Below are 15,457 nucleotides of genomic sequence, written 5' to 3'. Positions count from 1 at the left end.
TTTCGCGTCGAAATTCCCAGTCAACGCATGCTCCGCCAACAACCCCCCGTTCACCCCGTCCTGTAGAACCACAGTTTACCGAGTTGCCGCTTTTTAGCCTGCCCCCACGGGAATAGGGACAGGTTGGTATTCATCAAGTCACTGGAAACAGTGCACCCTCCAAATAGGCTTCAAAGTGCTCCTGAAAATACAGCCAAGAGGTCATATCAGCACCCTCGCGGTATTCAGTGGGGGCTTCACGGTATTGGGGCAGTCGCTCTAATTGGTCTTGTAGGAGGGAGGGCAAGTCTTCGACGGTCAGGGCTTTGCAGCCAGTCGCACTGTAGATGAGATAACCGGGGCGATCGCCCATCTTCATCCAAGGCAACCAAGGCCCAATCCGACTCCAACACAAATGGACAGCGGCAATCGTCTCCGTATCTTGTTGTAAATCGGCGGTGGCCACCGTTAGCTTAAAGAGTTCTGCCGCTTGGTAGATCGGCTGGGGGCTGTAGGCCTGAAACCGTTCCTCACCCGCAAGGGGATTGTCATAGTAGGGAAATAGATCAAACTGAAACGTAGTGGTTCGCTCACTGACTTGGGCAGGCACCTCACGGCGAAATAGCCCCTGCACGGGATCATTAGCAACGGGAATCACGGGAACCACGTCCTCTGTCCAAGGATTGTGCCAGCGATCGCACAGGGATTGCTTTTCTGGATCCAGATAAAACGTCAATTCACGGGAGAGAAAATACCACCCGCCCTCGGGATGGGGCAAACAGCGAGCGGCACTCATGCCAACAATGTTGAAGAGGTGACGGCGACGCTCTTGGGGAACAAAACTATACACCGCTCCCTGCCACGCGATAAACGTGGTCTTGCCCGTCAAATCTGCCCGTACCCGCACCCAATCGCGAGCACTCAACCATTTTTGAACAAATTCAGCGGCGGGCATGGCTACTCCACAGGAATATTGGCAGCCTGCAATTGCACATCCTGATTCGGATAGCTGGCAAGGCGTAGGGTCAAGGTTTTTGCATTGTCAAGGAGGCTTTTGGGAATCAAAATTGTGCCTTTGACCAGATCACTACCGGGGGGTAATTCCGTGGGTAGGCCTTCGGTGAGGGCACTCAAAAGGGTACCTTTATCATTTTTGATTTCAAGAAAGGTGTAGATAAACTGCACCCCTTGGCTACTGTCGTTTTTCAAGCTGACGTGCAGGGCTAAATCTTGGCCAATGGTATCCACACGGCTAATTTCTAGACGCACCCCCTTATCCTCAGCAACGATGGGCAGTGTCCGACTCGTCGCCGGTTCCGCTGCTGGGGGGTCATTGGCAGTGGTGGGGGCAGGCACAATCTCGCGATCGCTGGCACCTTCAGTCATTTCGGCAATGCGGGCTTTGGTTTGGGCAATAATCTGTGCCTCGTCAAGAATGGGCGATCGCTCCCCTTGGGTTTGATCATTGGCATTCACGGCACTGCCAAGGATGGGATTCACCACGGGCTGGGACACACCGCGCAATGACTCTCGCCCTAGGTGGTAGCCAATAAAAGCCGTAACTAGGGTAATGGCGGCTGTGGTACTGATCAAAACAAGGGAGGTGAGAATTCCGGGTTGAAGGGCACGCAGCATTGTTCTACTCCACTGAGGATGGCTTCATTGACGAAGAAACAGGTGATAAGGGGGGCGGATTACTAGGGAGTGCAACGGTGGCATCCACGTCCTCGGCATTGAGGCGCGATCGCACACTCACCAAGAACGTTTTAATCACTACCGCGATCGGAACCGCAATGAGAACCCCGACTAACCCCGAAGCCCTAGCCCCAGTCAGGATCGCCAAGAAAACCCAGACTGGATTTAAGCCCGTAAAGCTACCGATGATCCGAGGGGCAACCACATTCTCCAAAAACTGCTGATAGAGAAACGCAAATCCCGCTACCTTGAGGGACAACCACACATCCTGAAGGGCGACGAGCAAACTAATTGAAATAATCCCCACCGTACCGCCAAAGGGCACCAAGGCCATCACGCCAATAATGACACCAAAGAGCAGTCCATAGGGCACCTTGAGGAAAATGAAAATCGTGGTCAACCCGATGCCCATGCACAGTCCCAGCACCAACTGACCAATAAAATAGCTTTCAAAACTGCGGCGTATCGTTTCTGAAACCGTGGGGCGCAGCGTATCAGGCAACCAACTGAGGAGGCCATCCCACAATTCGTCACCATGCTGCAGCAAATAGAACGTGAGAACAACGGTCAAAATCAGATTAATGAGCACATCCACCGCACTGCTGAGGGTGCCCAAAATTAAATTCAGCGCCTCGCGAGCTAAACTTTGCAGTTGATCCTTGAGTTTTTCCAAGAGTTGGTTGGCAAGGGCATCCACATCCACCGTCACCGGCAGGTTCAGGGAGTCCACCCACTGGCCAAATTCCAAGAGTCGCCGTTGGCTGGAGTTAAACCATTCGGGCAAGCGGGCAATGAGCTGTTGTGCCTGATTAAAGACATTGGGCACCACGACCAAGGCAATGATGGCAATCAGTACCAGTGCCAAAAGAAAGACCAAAATTGCTGAGGGGCCTCGCGGATTTCCCTGCTCCTCCATCCAACGCACCGGATAGTTCAGCAAAAAAGCAAACAGGGAGGCAAGAACCAGCACCGCCACCAGTGGTCCAAAAAACTTAAGAACGGTGGCAAATGCCCAAAAGTTGAGCGTCAAAATCGGCCCTGCCAAGCCAATAATCAGAAACCGACTGGCAATGGAGAGGCGATTCCACCAGTGACCCGAGGCCGCAGATTGGCTCATAGCTCTAAGCACAGTTGACGAAAGTGATCACCACGTTCTTCAAAATTCTGGTACTGGTCAAAGCTGGCACAGGCAGGGGAAAAGAGAACGGTTTTGATCGGGTACTGGGTCACCAGTTCAGCAGCCGCCGCCACTGCCCGATCCAGTGTCTCCATGATCTCATAATTTGTAAAGCCCGTGGCTTCTAAGCGCTGCGCAAACTGCGGTGCCGCTTCACCAATTAAGAGCACCCAAGCGGCTTTCTCCTGAATCAGCTTGAGCCAAGCGCGATCGTTCCCCTTTTTGGCCTGTCCACCCGCAATCAGGATCACAGGGCCGGTCACCGAACGCAGCCCAATTTCGGCGGCGTCATAATTGGTGGCCTTACTGTCGTTGATCCACTCCACCTGTCGCCATTGACGAACGCGCTCTAGACGATGGGGCACACCGGCAAACCCTGCCACCGCTTTGGCAATTGTTTCGGCAGGAATACCGGCTAAATGGGCCGTTGCCACGGCTAGAAGAAAGTTTTGCTGATTGTGTTGACCCGGCATTTGCAGGACATGGGTGGGCAGCAGGGGTTGATCTTGAAACCACACCTGATCCTCAGCAATATAGATGCCCTGTTCAATCCCCTTGGGTAGGGCTGCCGCCCCTTGGGTACTGATCCACCAAGCTTGCGGCCAACGATTCACCATGTGCTGACGCAGGTAGGGATCATCCCCATTGAGGATCACCTGTTTCGCACCATTCATGAGGTGAGCTTTGGTTTCGACATAAGCGTCGAGGGTGCCGTGGCGTTCCAAGTGATCTGGTGTGAGGGTTGTCCAAAGGGCAAATTGGGGTTGCAGGGGGGGGCTAGACTCTAATTGATAGCTACTGATCTCAGCAATCACCCAATCAAGGGCGCTAGCGGTCAAAGCCACTTCGCAAATACTATTGCCGATATTGCCACAGGCGGGAGCATTGTACCCCGCTGCTTGAAAAATGGCGGCAGTGAGTGCGGTGGTCGTTGTTTTGCCATTGGTGCCCGTAATACATACCCACGGCAGATGGGCGAGGGTCTGCCAAGCAATTTCCACTTCCCCCCGAACGGGGATGCCTGCTTGGCGAGCGGCAATCAGAGCAGGAGACTGCCAAGGGACACCGGGACTAATGACAATTTCCGCCGGGACACGCAGACCCACACTGGCGAGGGTTTGTAAATCAAAGTCGTAGTTGAGTTGAACAGCAATGCCTTCGGCTTCTAGGAGTTGCTGCTGGGATTGTAGGGCAGGGGTTTGACGACTATCACTCACCTCCACTTGCCAGCCTTGACGTTTCAGTAAACGGGCAGCGGCGATGCCAGAGCGACCAAGACCAATCACATGAACAGTTGGCATAGTTAAGTGGGGTGAATCCAATCCAGCAGGTACAGACTCGGGGCAGCGGTCACTAAGGTGGTATCCTCAAGGCCAATGAGGCCGATCGCTCCCGCTGAATGTTGCGTCTTAGACTCTATTATTGTCACACCGGTTAGAGAACAATGCCTAGCTTACGCACAATTTGGCTCTGTGGTCTGCTGTTGACGACTAGTGTCGGGTTCGTATCTCTTGATGACATGCCCGCGATCGCCCGCCGTCGCGAAGCGCCCAAAGTGGTGCGCGTCACCGATGTCCAATTGCAGAGCGAGAATATTGCGGGTGTCTGGTACCACCGCCTGACGGGGCGCGTGCGCAATGAAACGGCGACACCAGCGCGCAATGTCCAGATCTACTACGAGATTTATGACCCGACGAGCAAGCGACTACTGGAAGCGGGATCCACCCAGTTGCGCAATCCCGTGATTAATAGCGAAGGGGAGGCGGAGTTTCTGGCAACTCCCAATGCGGGGGGGCGGGTGAAAATCACGCTCGTGGAATGGCTGAGTGGCGATCGCGAGTACCGTTCGTTTCAGCAAATGCAGGAATTTTCCCAATAGCGCCTACTGGGTCGTCTCACTGGAGGTGGGGGATTGAGCTGTTGTTTCCTGCACGCCAAAGGCCAGTACCCAGCCTTCAAGATTGTTGGCGGTGCGAATCTTCAGCCATTCCCCATCCTCACTGCGCTCTAGGATCGTCACCACTTCATCAAAGGCCACACCGCCTAGGGCATTTGCCTCGCGACTGGGGCGATCGCGCAACCGTAAACCATCGCCATAGATCACCCGCCCTTCAGAGTTTGGCTGCGGTGAGGGGGTCGGGGTTGGTTCAGGAGTGGGTGAGGGGGAATTCGGTGACGACTCTGGTGGCGTAGGCGGTGGCGAATTTTGTGCTTCGACCTTGGGGCGGGGGGGTGGCCAGAGCAAGTTAAAGACGAGGGGTGTAATGATAGCAGCGGCCACAAGGGTAATCAGACCTAAACCCAAAAAGGTTCCTAGGAGCCATTGCAGCACACGCACCACTGGTTTCATGATCTAACGCCCTGTGGGGGGAGAGAGGATCCGTGAGGCAAACCGTGCCCGCCCGGAGGCCGCCCATTCTTGTAATTGGTGTACCTGTTCGCGAGCTGTCCGTGCCAAGGGGATAATCTCACTGGCCGCGTGCAGCAGATCTTCGGTGGTAAAGTCGCGGTCTTGGCTAAAGGCAAGGTGCATTGCCTCAATGATACACTGCTCAATTTCAGCCCCAGAAAAGTCAATGGTTTCGTAGGCCAACCGCTCTAGATCATAGTTTTGCAGGCGATCGCGCCGCACGCGACTGAGGTGCACTTCAAAAATCGCTCGCCGCTCATCCACATTGGGTAGTCCGACAAAAAAGATTTCATCAAAGCGACCCTTACGCAGCAGTTCCGGGGGCAAGACCTGCACATTGTTGGCAGTGGCCACGACAAAAACAGCAGAGGTTTTCTCAGCCAGCCAAGTGATAATCGTACCAAAGACGCGGCTACTGGTGCCGCCATCGCCTCGGCCGTCAATGCCCGCAAAGGCTTTGTCCATTTCATCAATCCAGAGGACACAGGGGGCAAGGGCTTCAGCAATTTGAATCATTTCGCGGGTTCGCGCTTCGGATTCCCCCACAAGGCCGCCAAAGAGTCGCCCCACATCCAATCGCAACAGCGGCAAGTGCCATTGGTGGGCGATCGCCTTTGCCACTAGGGATTTACCCGTGCCCTGAATTCCCACTAGCAGCACCCCCCGCGGATAGGGCAGCCCATAGCGCCGTGCCCGCTCGGAAAAAGCACCGCCACGCCGCAACAACCACTCCTTGAGGTTATCAAGACCACCAATGTCGGCAATCGTTTCTTGGGTGGGATAAAACTCGAGAATTTGGGTTTGCCGCAGGATCTGCCGCTTTTCCTCCAAGATCAAATCCACATGGCTACCGTCGAGCATGCCGTGGAGGGCAATAATCCGACCAATGACGCGGCGAATGCGCTCTAGGGTCAAGCCCTGACAGGCGCGGATCAACTCATCGAGAATGGGTTCTGCGGGAATGTTGCCGAGGCTTTGGCAGAGCTTCACCAGTTCAAGGCGAATTTCCTCCCGTTGGGGCAAGGGAAACTCGACAACGGTAATCACATCCCGCAGTTCCGGGGGCAACTGCACCGTCGGAGCCAGCAGGATCAGGTTTTTGGGCTGGGACTTGAGTTGCCGCGCAAGGTTACGCAGTTTGCGGGAGACGGCCACGTCCTCAATAAAGCGGTGAAAATCCCGCAGCAGAATCATCGCCGCTGCCGGTGGCGGCAGTCTTTCGACGAATTCAAGGGCACTGAGGGGATTGCGCTTGGCGACCCCCAGATCATTGGGATTGCCCTGATACCCCTCCACAAAATCCCAAATGTAGATGGGGCGCTGATTCAGGCGATCGCTAATTGTGTGCAGTGTTGCCTCAAGGCGTTCTTCCTCTGTTGTGGCCACATACAACAGGGGATAGCGTGCCCGCAGCAACAGTTCAAGGTCAGACTGAGCACTCACGGCGATGGTTCCGAACGCTCCAGAACCGATTGTAGTTGCGCAAGCATTGCCCAGCGGTGATCAATGGGGGGTTCCGCAGAGGGAGGCGGGGTAATCCCACCACAATTGGGGTCACAGTATTGGGGGTAGGGCAGGGCAAGGCAGAGTTGCTGGTAGAGCCAATCCGCAAGATCAATGCGACCGTTGGCGGGCAAGGTTTCCACCAGATCATCGTCCGGTTGACTCGCCGGCGTTTCTGCAAGCCAAATGAGTTCCGTAGTCGTACACACCAAGCGATGGTTATAGTACTGCAAACAGCGATCGCAAGAGAGGGTGACAATTGTCTGCACACTGGCACTAACTTCTAAATAGGTGTGGCGGTGACTGGCAGTCACAATCCCTTGCACGGGAGTTAGCGTTGCCAAGTCTGGAAAATCGGTATTTACCCACCACTCATAGGTCTGGGCGGGCAGCCGCAATAGATCGGGAATACTTAGCCAGTGGGCATCGCTCACACTAAGTTCCTTGGCTCATTTCATAGAGTTCTTTGAGGAAGTGAAAACATTGCTCAGCCGTCATTGAGGTGGGCTGAAAGGTTGCTGCTGGTGAGTATTTTAACCGCAGGTGCCGAATTTTATCACTGTCCATCTCGCCCAACTGCACCAGACGCATTGACCAATTGATGAAGGTGCGCTCTGCGATGGCCTTGAATTCAATGAGTTCGGCGCTGTGGTGGCGGGGATCCTTGAGGATGCGGGCGTAGGTTTCACTGATTTTCTGGCGATCGCCCTCTAGGGTTTGCAGAAACATGCCGTTGCCGTAGCACAGTATTCCCGTAATGCCATCGCGGAGATTGTTCACCTCTGACTTGGCCATAATATCCCGCAGATCCGGGTAGGACAGGCCATCTGTGGCACAACTGAGATAAAGCAAGCGATGTAATCTCATGGGTCTCCGGTTCTCGATCGCACACAACCGATTTCAATATCCCATGAAAGGGACCCTTGCTAAAGACGACTCCCGTGATCTTTACTTTAAGTTTCGCGAACGCCTCTGACCACTGCGCTAGTGCCAGCACTTGATTTGACAAATCCGGCAAAAGTAACCTTAGCTCCGTGACGTTCAAACATAGCAGCAACATCTTTTATTCTTTGGGGATTGTCATACTCCGGCGAGAACATATCAAAGGTGTCTAAAATTGCCCATTCACGGCGTTTTTGCTGATCCACAGTACTAGGAATTGTTCGTAGATCAACAATTGGTAAAAATCGAGTCAGTACGCCTAGTTTAACTTTCACTAAAAAATCAAATAACGTAATTAAACCATCGATATTCTTCTCAATCAAATTCAACAGAGCTTGGTGTGACATCTTTTTTGTCAAGGGTCTTAAAAGATATTTTGCGTGTATTTTTGTCCAAAAACCTTTAATCGGATAGAAATCAACCACAATCTCAGCACCGATTTTTGCGTATTTAATCAGATTTTTTACAGATTCTTCAAAGTCAGGTGTATGTTGTAGAACCCCAAAACAAAACACCTTATCAAAAGAGGCTTCAGGCAAAGGGATGTCATAGATGCTCGCCTGAAATAGGTGTAATCTTCCGCCAGCAATATCAGAATTATTTTGCCAATTTGCCTCAACCGCCTCTGAATAATCAAAACTCCAAAGATAAGCAGACGTTTTTTCCAAGATAACCCGTGTAAATCTACCTGCACCAGAACCGGCTTCTAAAATACTTTTGCCAGCAAGCTCCTCAGGCTGCCAGTTTGTTGTTGCAAAGAATCGAGTTTCAGATTGTTTTTGATCTGTATCATCTATTTGTGTTTTTGAGAACTTATTCCATTGCAGACCAAAACTTTGGGTGTAGTTTTGGCTTGAATCTACAAATCTAGGAATCTGATTAACAATTGGATAAACAGAACCCGTCTCACTATAGTACGCAGTATGATCCTTTCTAAGTGGTGCTTTCGTCTTGGGATCAACGTAATGAATGGAGATAGTCATTGATTAACTCCTCAGAAAGATGTTTTTTAGGGGATTGATATAAAATTCCCCGGTGTGAAATAGGCTGTACAGCCGCAAACCATAGTAGCCAAGATAAATCACCCCTAGCCACCACCAGTTTTGAATGCGTTCATTGATGTAGCGAAAGGGGGTGTGCTGCAATCGCCGCCCGGTTCTTAGTTCAATGGCCATCAATATCGCGGCCACTGTAAATGCGAGAAAGAGCACAGGGCCAAAGAGATGCATTCTCAGGGCATCTTCAACATTGCCGCGAGCGATCGCCATAAAGGAACGGGTCAGACCGCAGCCTGGACAGGGAATGCCCGTTGTTGCCCGAAAAAGACAAAGTAAAAAAGGCGGCGTCCCCGTATGGTTAAAGAGTGCCGCTCCCACTAAAGGTGCTGTGGTCAGTCCCAAAAAGCCCCAGCGGCTCAAGCGTTCCTGCCTTGATAAAACGGCATCAGAGAAGCGCAGCATCGGGTTCCTCAGCATCCACCACTAGTCGCTGCTCCCATTCTGCCGCAAACGCCACAAATCGCTCCTCTAAAATTGCTTGGCGTGCTGCTTGGGTGAACCGAATCAGTTCCGTCACATTATGAATCGAGAGTAAGGTGTAGGCCAGTAGCTCCTTGGCACGCACTAAATGACTCAGGTAGGCTCGGCTAAAGGTGGTGCAGGTATAGCAGGGACAGGTGGGATCCAAGGGTTCATAATCGCGGCGAAAGCGGGCATTTTTCAGGTTCCAGCGCTGCCCTTGGACAATGGCACAGCCATGGCGAGCCAGACGGGTAGGAATCACACAATCAAAGAGATCGACCCCAGCAGCGATCGCCCGCAACATTTCTAAGTGAGTTCCCACCCCCATCAAATAACGTGGCTTATGGGCAGGCAAGAGGGGAGCCGTCACCGCCACAATTTCGTGCATGGCACTGTTGGGTTCCCCGACACTCACCCCACCAATGGCATAGCCCGGCAGGTCATAGGGCAGCATCGCCGCAGCGCATTCCCGCCGCAGATCGGCATACACTCCCCCCTGAACAATGGCAAAGAGAGCCTGATCCGATCGTTGTTTGGCGGCAATACAGCGCTCTAACCAATGTAGTGTGCGTTGCGTCGCTTGGATCACTGCCTCCCGGCTCGCAGGGTAGGGGGGGCACTCATCAAAGGCCATGATCACATCTGCCCCCAAGGCCTCTTGAATGGCGATCGCCCGCTCGGGTGACAGTTCAATGATTTGACCATCGTGGGGTGAACGAAACACCACCCCCTGATCGGAAATCTGCCGCATTTCACTGAGGCTAAAGACCTGAAACCCCCCCGAATCCGTGAGAATTGGCCCTGACCAGCCCATAAAACGGTGCAGCCCCCCCGCTGCGGCCACAATGTCTTCCCCCGGTTGCAGGTGCAAATGGTAGGTGTTGGCCAAAACCATTTGAGCGCCCGCCGCCTTGAGGTGTTCTGGGGTGAGGGTTTTCACATTCGCTAAAGTACCCACGGGCATAAAACGCGGCGTTGCCACTGCGCCATGGGGGGTGTGAAACAGGCTTGCCCGCGCTTGGGTATGGGCACAGTCCTGCTGGCAGACAAATTCAAACACGCTGCTGGATCCACAAGAAGGCGTAAAAAATGTTACCAAATGCCTAGACAAACCCACAATCGCTGATCTATGATTAAAACTTGTGACCAAAAACGGATACTGAGTGGGCGCGATCGCCTCAACCCCCTTAAGTCCTTGGTTCCACTGATCTAGGGGTGGCAGCGTGTTCGCAACTTGCAATCATAGCCTTGCCATCTTTACCTGCGCCTGTCCTTGATCAATGATAGATGCGCTTTAAGCGTCATCGTCTTGACCGTGTAACTGCTGGGTCAATCCACCATTCCTAACTGTAGGAATCTGCCGAGGTGTAGCCTTGCGGCTGCCTCTCGCTGTTTTGTTGTGATTCGTATTTTGAAGGAACGCGATCGTGACAGTTGGTATTTTAGGGACAAAGTTGGGCATGACCCAAATCTTTGACGAGGCGGGTCGATCTGTCCCCATTACGGTGGTACAAGCGGGGCCGTGTCCGATCACACAAATCAAAACCCCCCAAACCGACGGCTACACGGCAATTCAAGTGGCCTACGGCGAAGTGCGGCAGAAAAACCTGAGTCGCCCCGAGCGCGGCCACCTCAACAAATCGCAAACGCCCCCCATGCGTCATCTGCGGGAATTTCGCCTTGAAGATGCCTCTGCCTATCAATTGGGTCAGGCCATCACTGTTGACATTTTTAGTCCGGGGCAGCTTGTGGATGTCCACGGCACCAGCATTGGCCGAGGCTTTGCGGGCTATCAAAAACGCCACAATTTTAAGCGCGGTCCAATGGCGCATGGCTCAAAAAACCACCGTCTGCCCGGTTCCACTGGGGCAGGAACCACCCCGGGTCGGGTTTTCCCCGGCAAGCGGATGGCCGGTCGCATGGGCAATGCGGCAGTCACCATTCGCAAGTTGCAGGTGGTGCGCGTTGATGCTGAGCGCAACTTAATCCTGATCAAAGGGGCACTACCGGGTAAACCGGGGGCACTAGTGAGCATTACCCCCGCCAAGGGTGTCGGTCGCAAATAGGGGCTGGAGAGTAGTTATGGTTGCATGTGTGGTTAAAGACTGGCAGGGTGCCGACAGTGGTGAAGCCACCCTTGATCTGGCGACAGCAAAACCTGAAACCGCCAGTCATATTGTTCATCGTGCCCTTGTGCGGCAGTTAGCCAATGCGCGTCAGGGAACGGCATCTACCAAAACCCGTGCTGAGGTGCGTGGCGGCGGTCGCAAACCTTGGCGGCAAAAAGGAACAGGGCGTGCCCGCGCTGGTTCGATCCGTTCTCCCCTCTGGCGGGGTGGCGGTGTGATCTTTGGTCCTAAGCCCCGCGACTACAGCCAAAAAATGAATCGTAAGGAGCGGCGACTTGCCCTGCGCACAGCCCTGATGAGCCGCGTTGAAGACTTGATTGTGGTTCAGGACTTTGCCGATCACTTGCCCCGTCCCAAAACCAAGGAACTGGTGACGGCGCTGCAACGCTGGGGCATTGAGCCAGAGCAAAAGGTGCTGCTACTGGTGGAAGACATTGCCGAAATGGTGGCACTCTCGGCGCGAAATGTGCCCACCCTGAAACTCCTGCGTGCCGATCAATTGAATGTTTTTGATTTACTCTATGCCGATCGCATTGTTGCCACCACTGGCGCGATCGCCAAAATTCAGGAGGTGTACGGTGACTAAAGTCCAACCCCGCGCCCTTGCGGATCTCATCAAGCGCCCCATCATCACAGAGAAGGCCACAATTTTACTGGAAAACAATCAATACACCTTTGATGTGGATCGGCGCGCCACCAAACCGCAAATCAAGGCTGCAATTGAAGAACTCTTTAACGTCAAAGTTACGGCAGTGAATACCTATCATCTGCCCCCTAAAGAGCGCCGCGTGGGTCGGTTTGTTGGTCATCGTCCTCGCTACAAGCGGGCGATCGTCACCCTTGCCCCCGACAGCAAGATCGTTCTCTTCCCCGAAGTTTAACGGAGTAGATCATGGGCATTCGCGTTTACCGACCCTACACCCCCGGCGTTCGCCAAAAAACTGTTTCTGACTTTGCTGAAATTACCACCGACAAGCCCGAAAAGTCGCTGACCCGTGGCTTCAAGCGCGACAAAGGCCGCAACAATCGCGGTGTCATTACCAGTCGGCGGCGGGGGGGTGGTCACAAGCGTCGCTATCGCATTGTTGATTTTCGCCGCAGCAGCAAGCTCAATGTCCCCGCCAAAGTGGCAACTGTGGAGTACGATCCCAACCGCAATGCCCGCATTGCCCTGCTCCACTATCGCGATGGCGAGAAACGCTACATCATCCATCCTCGAGATTTGACCCCCGGCACCGAGGTTATTGCCAGTCCCGATGCCCCTATTGAAGTGGGTAACTCCCTTCCTCTGGGCAAAATTCCCTTGGGTACTAGTGTGCACAATGTGGAAATTACCCCCGGTCGTGGTGCGCAAATGGTGCGAGCTGCCGGCGCGATGGCACAGGTGGTGGCCAAAGAAGGCGATATGGTCACCCTCAAGCTTCCTTCAGGTGAAGTGCGGCTCTTCCGCAAGGAGTGCTATGCCACCATTGGCCAAGTGGGGAATGTTGAAGCCAACAACATCAGCTTAGGGAAAGCCGGTCGCAACCGCTGGAAAGGTCGTCGTCCGAAGGTGCGCGGTTCGGTCATGAACCCGGTGGATCACCCCCACGGTGGGGGTGAAGGACGCGCCCCCATTGGTCGTCCTGGGCCTGTCACGCCTTGGGGTAAACCCACCCTTGGCTACAAAACTCGCAAGAAGAAAAAACTCAGCGATGCTCTCATCGTGCGGCGTCGTAAGAAGTCTTCCAAGCGGGGTCGCGGTGGTCGTCAGTCTTAGGTTTTTGCGGAGAAGTTAGGTTATGGGACGTTCATTAAAAAAAGGCCCCTTTGTGGCGGATCATCTCTTACGCAAGATTGAAGCCCTCAATGAGCGCAATGCCAAGGAAGTGATCAAAACGTGGTCGCGTGCCTCAACGATTGTGCCAGAAATGATTGGCCACACGATTGCCGTCCACAACGGCAAGCAGCACGTGCCCGTGTACATCACTGAGCAGATGGTGGGTCACAAACTGGGGGAATTTGCCCCCACCCGCAACTTCCGCAGTCATGTTAAGGGCGATAAAAAAGCCCGCCATTGATTCTCTTGTTCGCGTCTGGGATAGCCGTCTATGGTTTCTACCTCTTCTCCTACTGCCCGTGCCTGCGCCAAGTATGTCCGCATGTCACCCCACAAGGTGCGGCGGGTACTGGATCAACTGCGGGGTCGCACCTACCGCGATGCCCTGATTATGCTGCGCTTTATGCCCTATCGTGCCTGTGAGCCGATTACAAAGGTCTTGCGATCGGCGGCAGCCAATGCCACCCACAATTTAGGCTTGGATCCCGCCACCTTGGTAATTAGTCAAGCCTATGCCGATCAAGGGCCTTGCCTGAAGCGGTTTCGCCCTCGCGCCCAGGGCCGCGCTTACCAAATTCGCAAGCCCACCTGCCACATCACGATTGCTGTGGCGCCCCAAAACACTGCTGACGAATCGTAGAAGGATACCACCGTGGGACAGAAGATTCACCCAATTGGCTTTCGCCTCGGCATTACACAAGAACATCGCTCCCGCTGGTACGCCGATAGCGATCGCTATCCTGAGCTATTACAGGAGGATCACCGCATCCGCACGTTTATTAACAAGCAACTGGCCAACGCTGGCATTGCGGAAGTGCGCATTGAGCGCAAAGCGGATCAAGTGGAGCTGCAAATTCGTACCGCTCGTCCCGGCGTCGTCGTTGGTAAAGGCGGCCAAGGGATTGAGGAACTGCGCAAGCAACTGCGGCAGATGCTCCCTAGCAACCGCACGATCAAAGTGAACGTGGTGGAAGTCAACCGTGTCGATGCTGAGGCCAGTCTCTTGGCGGAATACATCACCCAGCAACTAGAGCGACGGGTGGCCTTCCGACGCGCCGTGCGCCAAGCCATTCAGCGGGCACAGCGAGCAGGCATTGAGGGGATCAAAGTCCAAGTGGCGGGTCGCCTGAATGGGGCGGAAATTGCCCGTACCGAGTGGACACGAGAGGGTCGCGTTCCTCTGCATACCCTACGGGCAGACATTGACTATGCCTACCGCACCGCCCGCACAATCTACGGCATTTTGGGCGTGAAAGTGTGGATCTTCAAAGGTGAGGTACTGCCGGGACAAACCGAAGCCGTAACACGGGAACCCAGTCGCCGCAGTCCCCAACGCCGCCTACCCCAATTTGAAAATCGCTCTAACTAACAGGGAAGCCAGCGATGTTAAGTCCAAAGCGTACAAAATTTCGCAAACAGCAGCGGGGTCGCATGACGGGGGTTGCCAGTCGCGGTAACTCTATCCACTTTGGCGACTATGCCCTTCAAGCCCTTGAACCCGCTTGGATCACCTCACGGCAAATTGAGGCTGGCCGTCGTGCCATGACCCGCTATATCCGCCGCGGTGGCAAAATCTGGATTCGCATTTTCCCCGATAAGCCCGTGACGATGCGGCCTGCCGAAACGCGGATGGGGTCAGGGAAAGGCTCACCGGAATACTGGGTGGCAGTGGTCAAACCCGGTCGCATTATGTATGAAATTGCCGGTGTGCCGGAGGCGGTTGCCCGCGAAGCCATGCGCCTTGCTGCCTACAAAATGCCGATCAAGACCCGTTTTCTGGTGCGCAATCAAGAAGAGGAACAACAGGAGGGTTAAGAATGGCACTGACAAAAATGAAAGACCTGCGGGAACTGAGTGATCAACAGGTGAGCGATCGCATTGCCGCCATTAAGAAAGAACTCTTTGATCTGCGCTTCAAAAAAGCCACCCGCCAAGAGGTCAAGCCCCATCAATTTAAGCATCTGCGCCATGAGTTGGCACAGCTTTTAACCCTTGAGAATGAACGTCGCCGCAGTGGAGGCCAAGACTAATGGCAGTTAAAGAACGTGTTGGCGTCGTCGTCAGCGACAAAATGCAAAAAACCGTCGTCGTTGCCGTCGAAAACCGCGCCCCCCACCCCAAGTACGGCAAAATTGTCGTCAAAACCCGCCGCTACAAAGCTCATGATGAAAATAACGAAGCCAAAGTGGGCGATCGCGTGCGCATTCGGGAAACCCGTCCCCTGAGTCGCACCAAGCGTTGGGTCATTGCCGAGATTCTCAGTCCTCGCACTGCCTAAGGAGA

Annotated in this window: 22 protein-coding genes; 11 read left to right on the top strand and 11 right to left on the bottom strand. The window is 54.0% G+C overall.

Annotated elements, in window-relative coordinates:
* Nucleotides 1–133: 133 nt before the first annotated feature.
* From QYC28_RS02680 to murD, 4 genes are read right to left on the bottom strand one after another with little or no spacing between them, the layout of a single operon-like run.
* Nucleotides 134–934, bottom strand: a complete 801-nt coding sequence (locus tag QYC28_RS02680; RefSeq protein ID WP_302679792.1) for a DUF1838 domain-containing protein — start codon at nucleotides 932–934, stop codon at nucleotides 134–136.
* 2 nt (nucleotides 935–936) lie between these two features.
* Complete coding sequence (locus QYC28_RS02675) at nucleotides 937–1,614, bottom strand: hypothetical protein (protein ID WP_149817937.1); 678 nt, start codon at nucleotides 1,612–1,614, stop codon at nucleotides 937–939.
* A gap of 4 nt (nucleotides 1,615–1,618) precedes the next feature.
* Entirely contained in the window at nucleotides 1,619–2,791 is a 1,173-nt protein-coding gene (locus tag QYC28_RS02670; RefSeq protein WP_190278177.1) for an AI-2E family transporter, read from the bottom strand.
* Nucleotides 2,788–4,152 (bottom strand): UDP-N-acetylmuramoyl-L-alanine--D-glutamate ligase, encoded by a 1,365-nt coding sequence (gene murD / locus QYC28_RS02665; RefSeq protein ID WP_149817933.1) that lies wholly within the window; start codon nucleotides 4,150–4,152, stop codon nucleotides 2,788–2,790. Before murD ends, QYC28_RS02670 begins: the two co-directional genes overlap by 4 nt.
* 143 nt (nucleotides 4,153–4,295) lie before the next feature.
* On the opposite strand from murD, the gene QYC28_RS02660 reads away from it, so the two are divergent.
* Nucleotides 4,296–4,730, top strand: a complete 435-nt coding sequence (locus QYC28_RS02660) for a hypothetical protein (protein ID WP_149817931.1) — start codon at nucleotides 4,296–4,298, stop codon at nucleotides 4,728–4,730.
* 3 nt (nucleotides 4,731–4,733) lie between these two features.
* On the opposite strand, the gene QYC28_RS02655 is transcribed toward QYC28_RS02660, so the two are convergent.
* The 7 genes from QYC28_RS02655 to tgt form a co-directional block, all read right to left on the bottom strand.
* The gene (locus tag QYC28_RS02655; protein WP_286626482.1) at nucleotides 4,734–5,201 is read right to left on the bottom strand and encodes an SH3 domain-containing protein; all 468 of its coding nucleotides are present in this window, start codon (nucleotides 5,199–5,201) and stop codon (nucleotides 4,734–4,736) included.
* Between the two features lie 3 nt (nucleotides 5,202–5,204).
* Complete coding sequence (locus QYC28_RS02650; RefSeq protein ID WP_302679791.1) at nucleotides 5,205–6,704, bottom strand: AAA family ATPase; 1,500 nt, start codon at nucleotides 6,702–6,704, stop codon at nucleotides 5,205–5,207.
* Complete coding sequence (locus QYC28_RS02645; protein ID WP_302679790.1) at nucleotides 6,701–7,198, bottom strand: DUF177 domain-containing protein; 498 nt, start codon at nucleotides 7,196–7,198, stop codon at nucleotides 6,701–6,703. Before QYC28_RS02645 ends, QYC28_RS02650 begins: the two co-directional genes overlap by 4 nt.
* A gap of 1 nt (nucleotide 7,199) precedes the next feature.
* Nucleotides 7,200–7,631 (bottom strand): BLUF domain-containing protein, encoded by a 432-nt coding sequence (locus QYC28_RS02640; protein ID WP_149817923.1) that lies wholly within the window; start codon nucleotides 7,629–7,631, stop codon nucleotides 7,200–7,202.
* 86 nt (nucleotides 7,632–7,717) lie between these two features.
* Nucleotides 7,718–8,689, bottom strand: coding sequence for a bifunctional 2-polyprenyl-6-hydroxyphenol methylase/3-demethylubiquinol 3-O-methyltransferase UbiG (locus QYC28_RS02635; protein WP_149817921.1), 972 nt, complete (start codon nucleotides 8,687–8,689; stop codon nucleotides 7,718–7,720).
* Between the two features lie 3 nt (nucleotides 8,690–8,692).
* The gene (locus QYC28_RS02630; RefSeq protein WP_190278175.1) at nucleotides 8,693–9,166 is read right to left on the bottom strand and encodes a DUF2752 domain-containing protein; all 474 of its coding nucleotides are present in this window, start codon (nucleotides 9,164–9,166) and stop codon (nucleotides 8,693–8,695) included.
* Nucleotides 9,150–10,286: a tRNA guanosine(34) transglycosylase Tgt gene (tgt, locus tag QYC28_RS02625; protein WP_302679789.1), complete on the bottom strand. Its 1,137-nt coding sequence runs from the start codon at nucleotides 10,284–10,286 to the stop codon at nucleotides 9,150–9,152. Before tgt ends, QYC28_RS02630 begins: the two co-directional genes overlap by 17 nt.
* A 367-nt stretch (nucleotides 10,287–10,653) precedes the next feature.
* Between tgt and rplC the strand changes: the two genes are divergently transcribed.
* From rplC to rpsQ, 10 genes are read left to right on the top strand one after another with little or no spacing between them, the layout of a single operon-like run.
* Nucleotides 10,654–11,292 (top strand): 50S ribosomal protein L3, encoded by a 639-nt coding sequence (gene rplC, locus QYC28_RS02620; RefSeq protein ID WP_302679788.1) that lies wholly within the window; start codon nucleotides 10,654–10,656, stop codon nucleotides 11,290–11,292.
* 16 nt (nucleotides 11,293–11,308) lie between these two features.
* Entirely contained in the window at nucleotides 11,309–11,941 is a 633-nt protein-coding gene (rplD, locus tag QYC28_RS02615; protein WP_149817913.1) for a 50S ribosomal protein L4, read from the top strand.
* On the top strand, nucleotides 11,934–12,236 hold the full coding sequence (locus QYC28_RS02610) for a 50S ribosomal protein L23 (protein WP_149817911.1): 303 nt from the start codon (nucleotides 11,934–11,936) through the stop codon (nucleotides 12,234–12,236). The genes rplD and QYC28_RS02610 overlap by 8 nt, the downstream gene beginning before the upstream one ends.
* An 11-nt stretch (nucleotides 12,237–12,247) precedes the next feature.
* Nucleotides 12,248–13,114: a 50S ribosomal protein L2 gene (gene rplB, locus QYC28_RS02605; RefSeq protein ID WP_149817908.1), complete on the top strand. Its 867-nt coding sequence runs from the start codon at nucleotides 12,248–12,250 to the stop codon at nucleotides 13,112–13,114.
* A 22-nt stretch (nucleotides 13,115–13,136) separates the two neighbouring features.
* Nucleotides 13,137–13,415 carry a 30S ribosomal protein S19 gene (gene rpsS / locus QYC28_RS02600; protein WP_011055940.1) on the top strand — a complete coding sequence of 93 codons (279 nt, stop codon included), beginning with the start codon at nucleotides 13,137–13,139 and terminating at the stop codon, nucleotides 13,413–13,415.
* 30 nt (nucleotides 13,416–13,445) lie between these two features.
* Nucleotides 13,446–13,814 (top strand): 50S ribosomal protein L22, encoded by a 369-nt coding sequence (gene rplV, locus QYC28_RS02595; RefSeq protein ID WP_011055941.1) that lies wholly within the window; start codon nucleotides 13,446–13,448, stop codon nucleotides 13,812–13,814.
* A 12-nt stretch (nucleotides 13,815–13,826) separates the two neighbouring features.
* Nucleotides 13,827–14,543 (top strand): 30S ribosomal protein S3, encoded by a 717-nt coding sequence (rpsC, locus tag QYC28_RS02590; RefSeq protein ID WP_149817906.1) that lies wholly within the window; start codon nucleotides 13,827–13,829, stop codon nucleotides 14,541–14,543.
* 14 nt (nucleotides 14,544–14,557) lie between these two features.
* Entirely contained in the window at nucleotides 14,558–14,989 is a 432-nt protein-coding gene (gene rplP / locus QYC28_RS02585; protein WP_149817904.1) for a 50S ribosomal protein L16, read from the top strand.
* Nucleotides 14,990–14,991: 2 nt separating this feature from the next.
* Complete coding sequence (gene rpmC / locus QYC28_RS02580; RefSeq protein WP_149817902.1) at nucleotides 14,992–15,204, top strand: 50S ribosomal protein L29; 213 nt, start codon at nucleotides 14,992–14,994, stop codon at nucleotides 15,202–15,204.
* Nucleotides 15,204–15,452 carry a 30S ribosomal protein S17 gene (gene rpsQ / locus QYC28_RS02575; RefSeq protein ID WP_011055945.1) on the top strand — a complete coding sequence of 83 codons (249 nt, stop codon included), beginning with the start codon at nucleotides 15,204–15,206 and terminating at the stop codon, nucleotides 15,450–15,452. The genes rpmC and rpsQ overlap by 1 nt, the downstream gene beginning before the upstream one ends.
* Nucleotides 15,453–15,457 lie beyond the last annotated feature (5 nt).

It is taken from the genome of Thermosynechococcus sp. HY596, from assembly GCF_030518715.1.
In the GTDB taxonomy this organism is placed as follows: Bacteria; Cyanobacteriota; Cyanobacteriia; order Thermosynechococcales; family Thermosynechococcaceae; genus Thermosynechococcus.
This window is presented reverse-complemented; position numbering and strand designations above follow the sequence as displayed.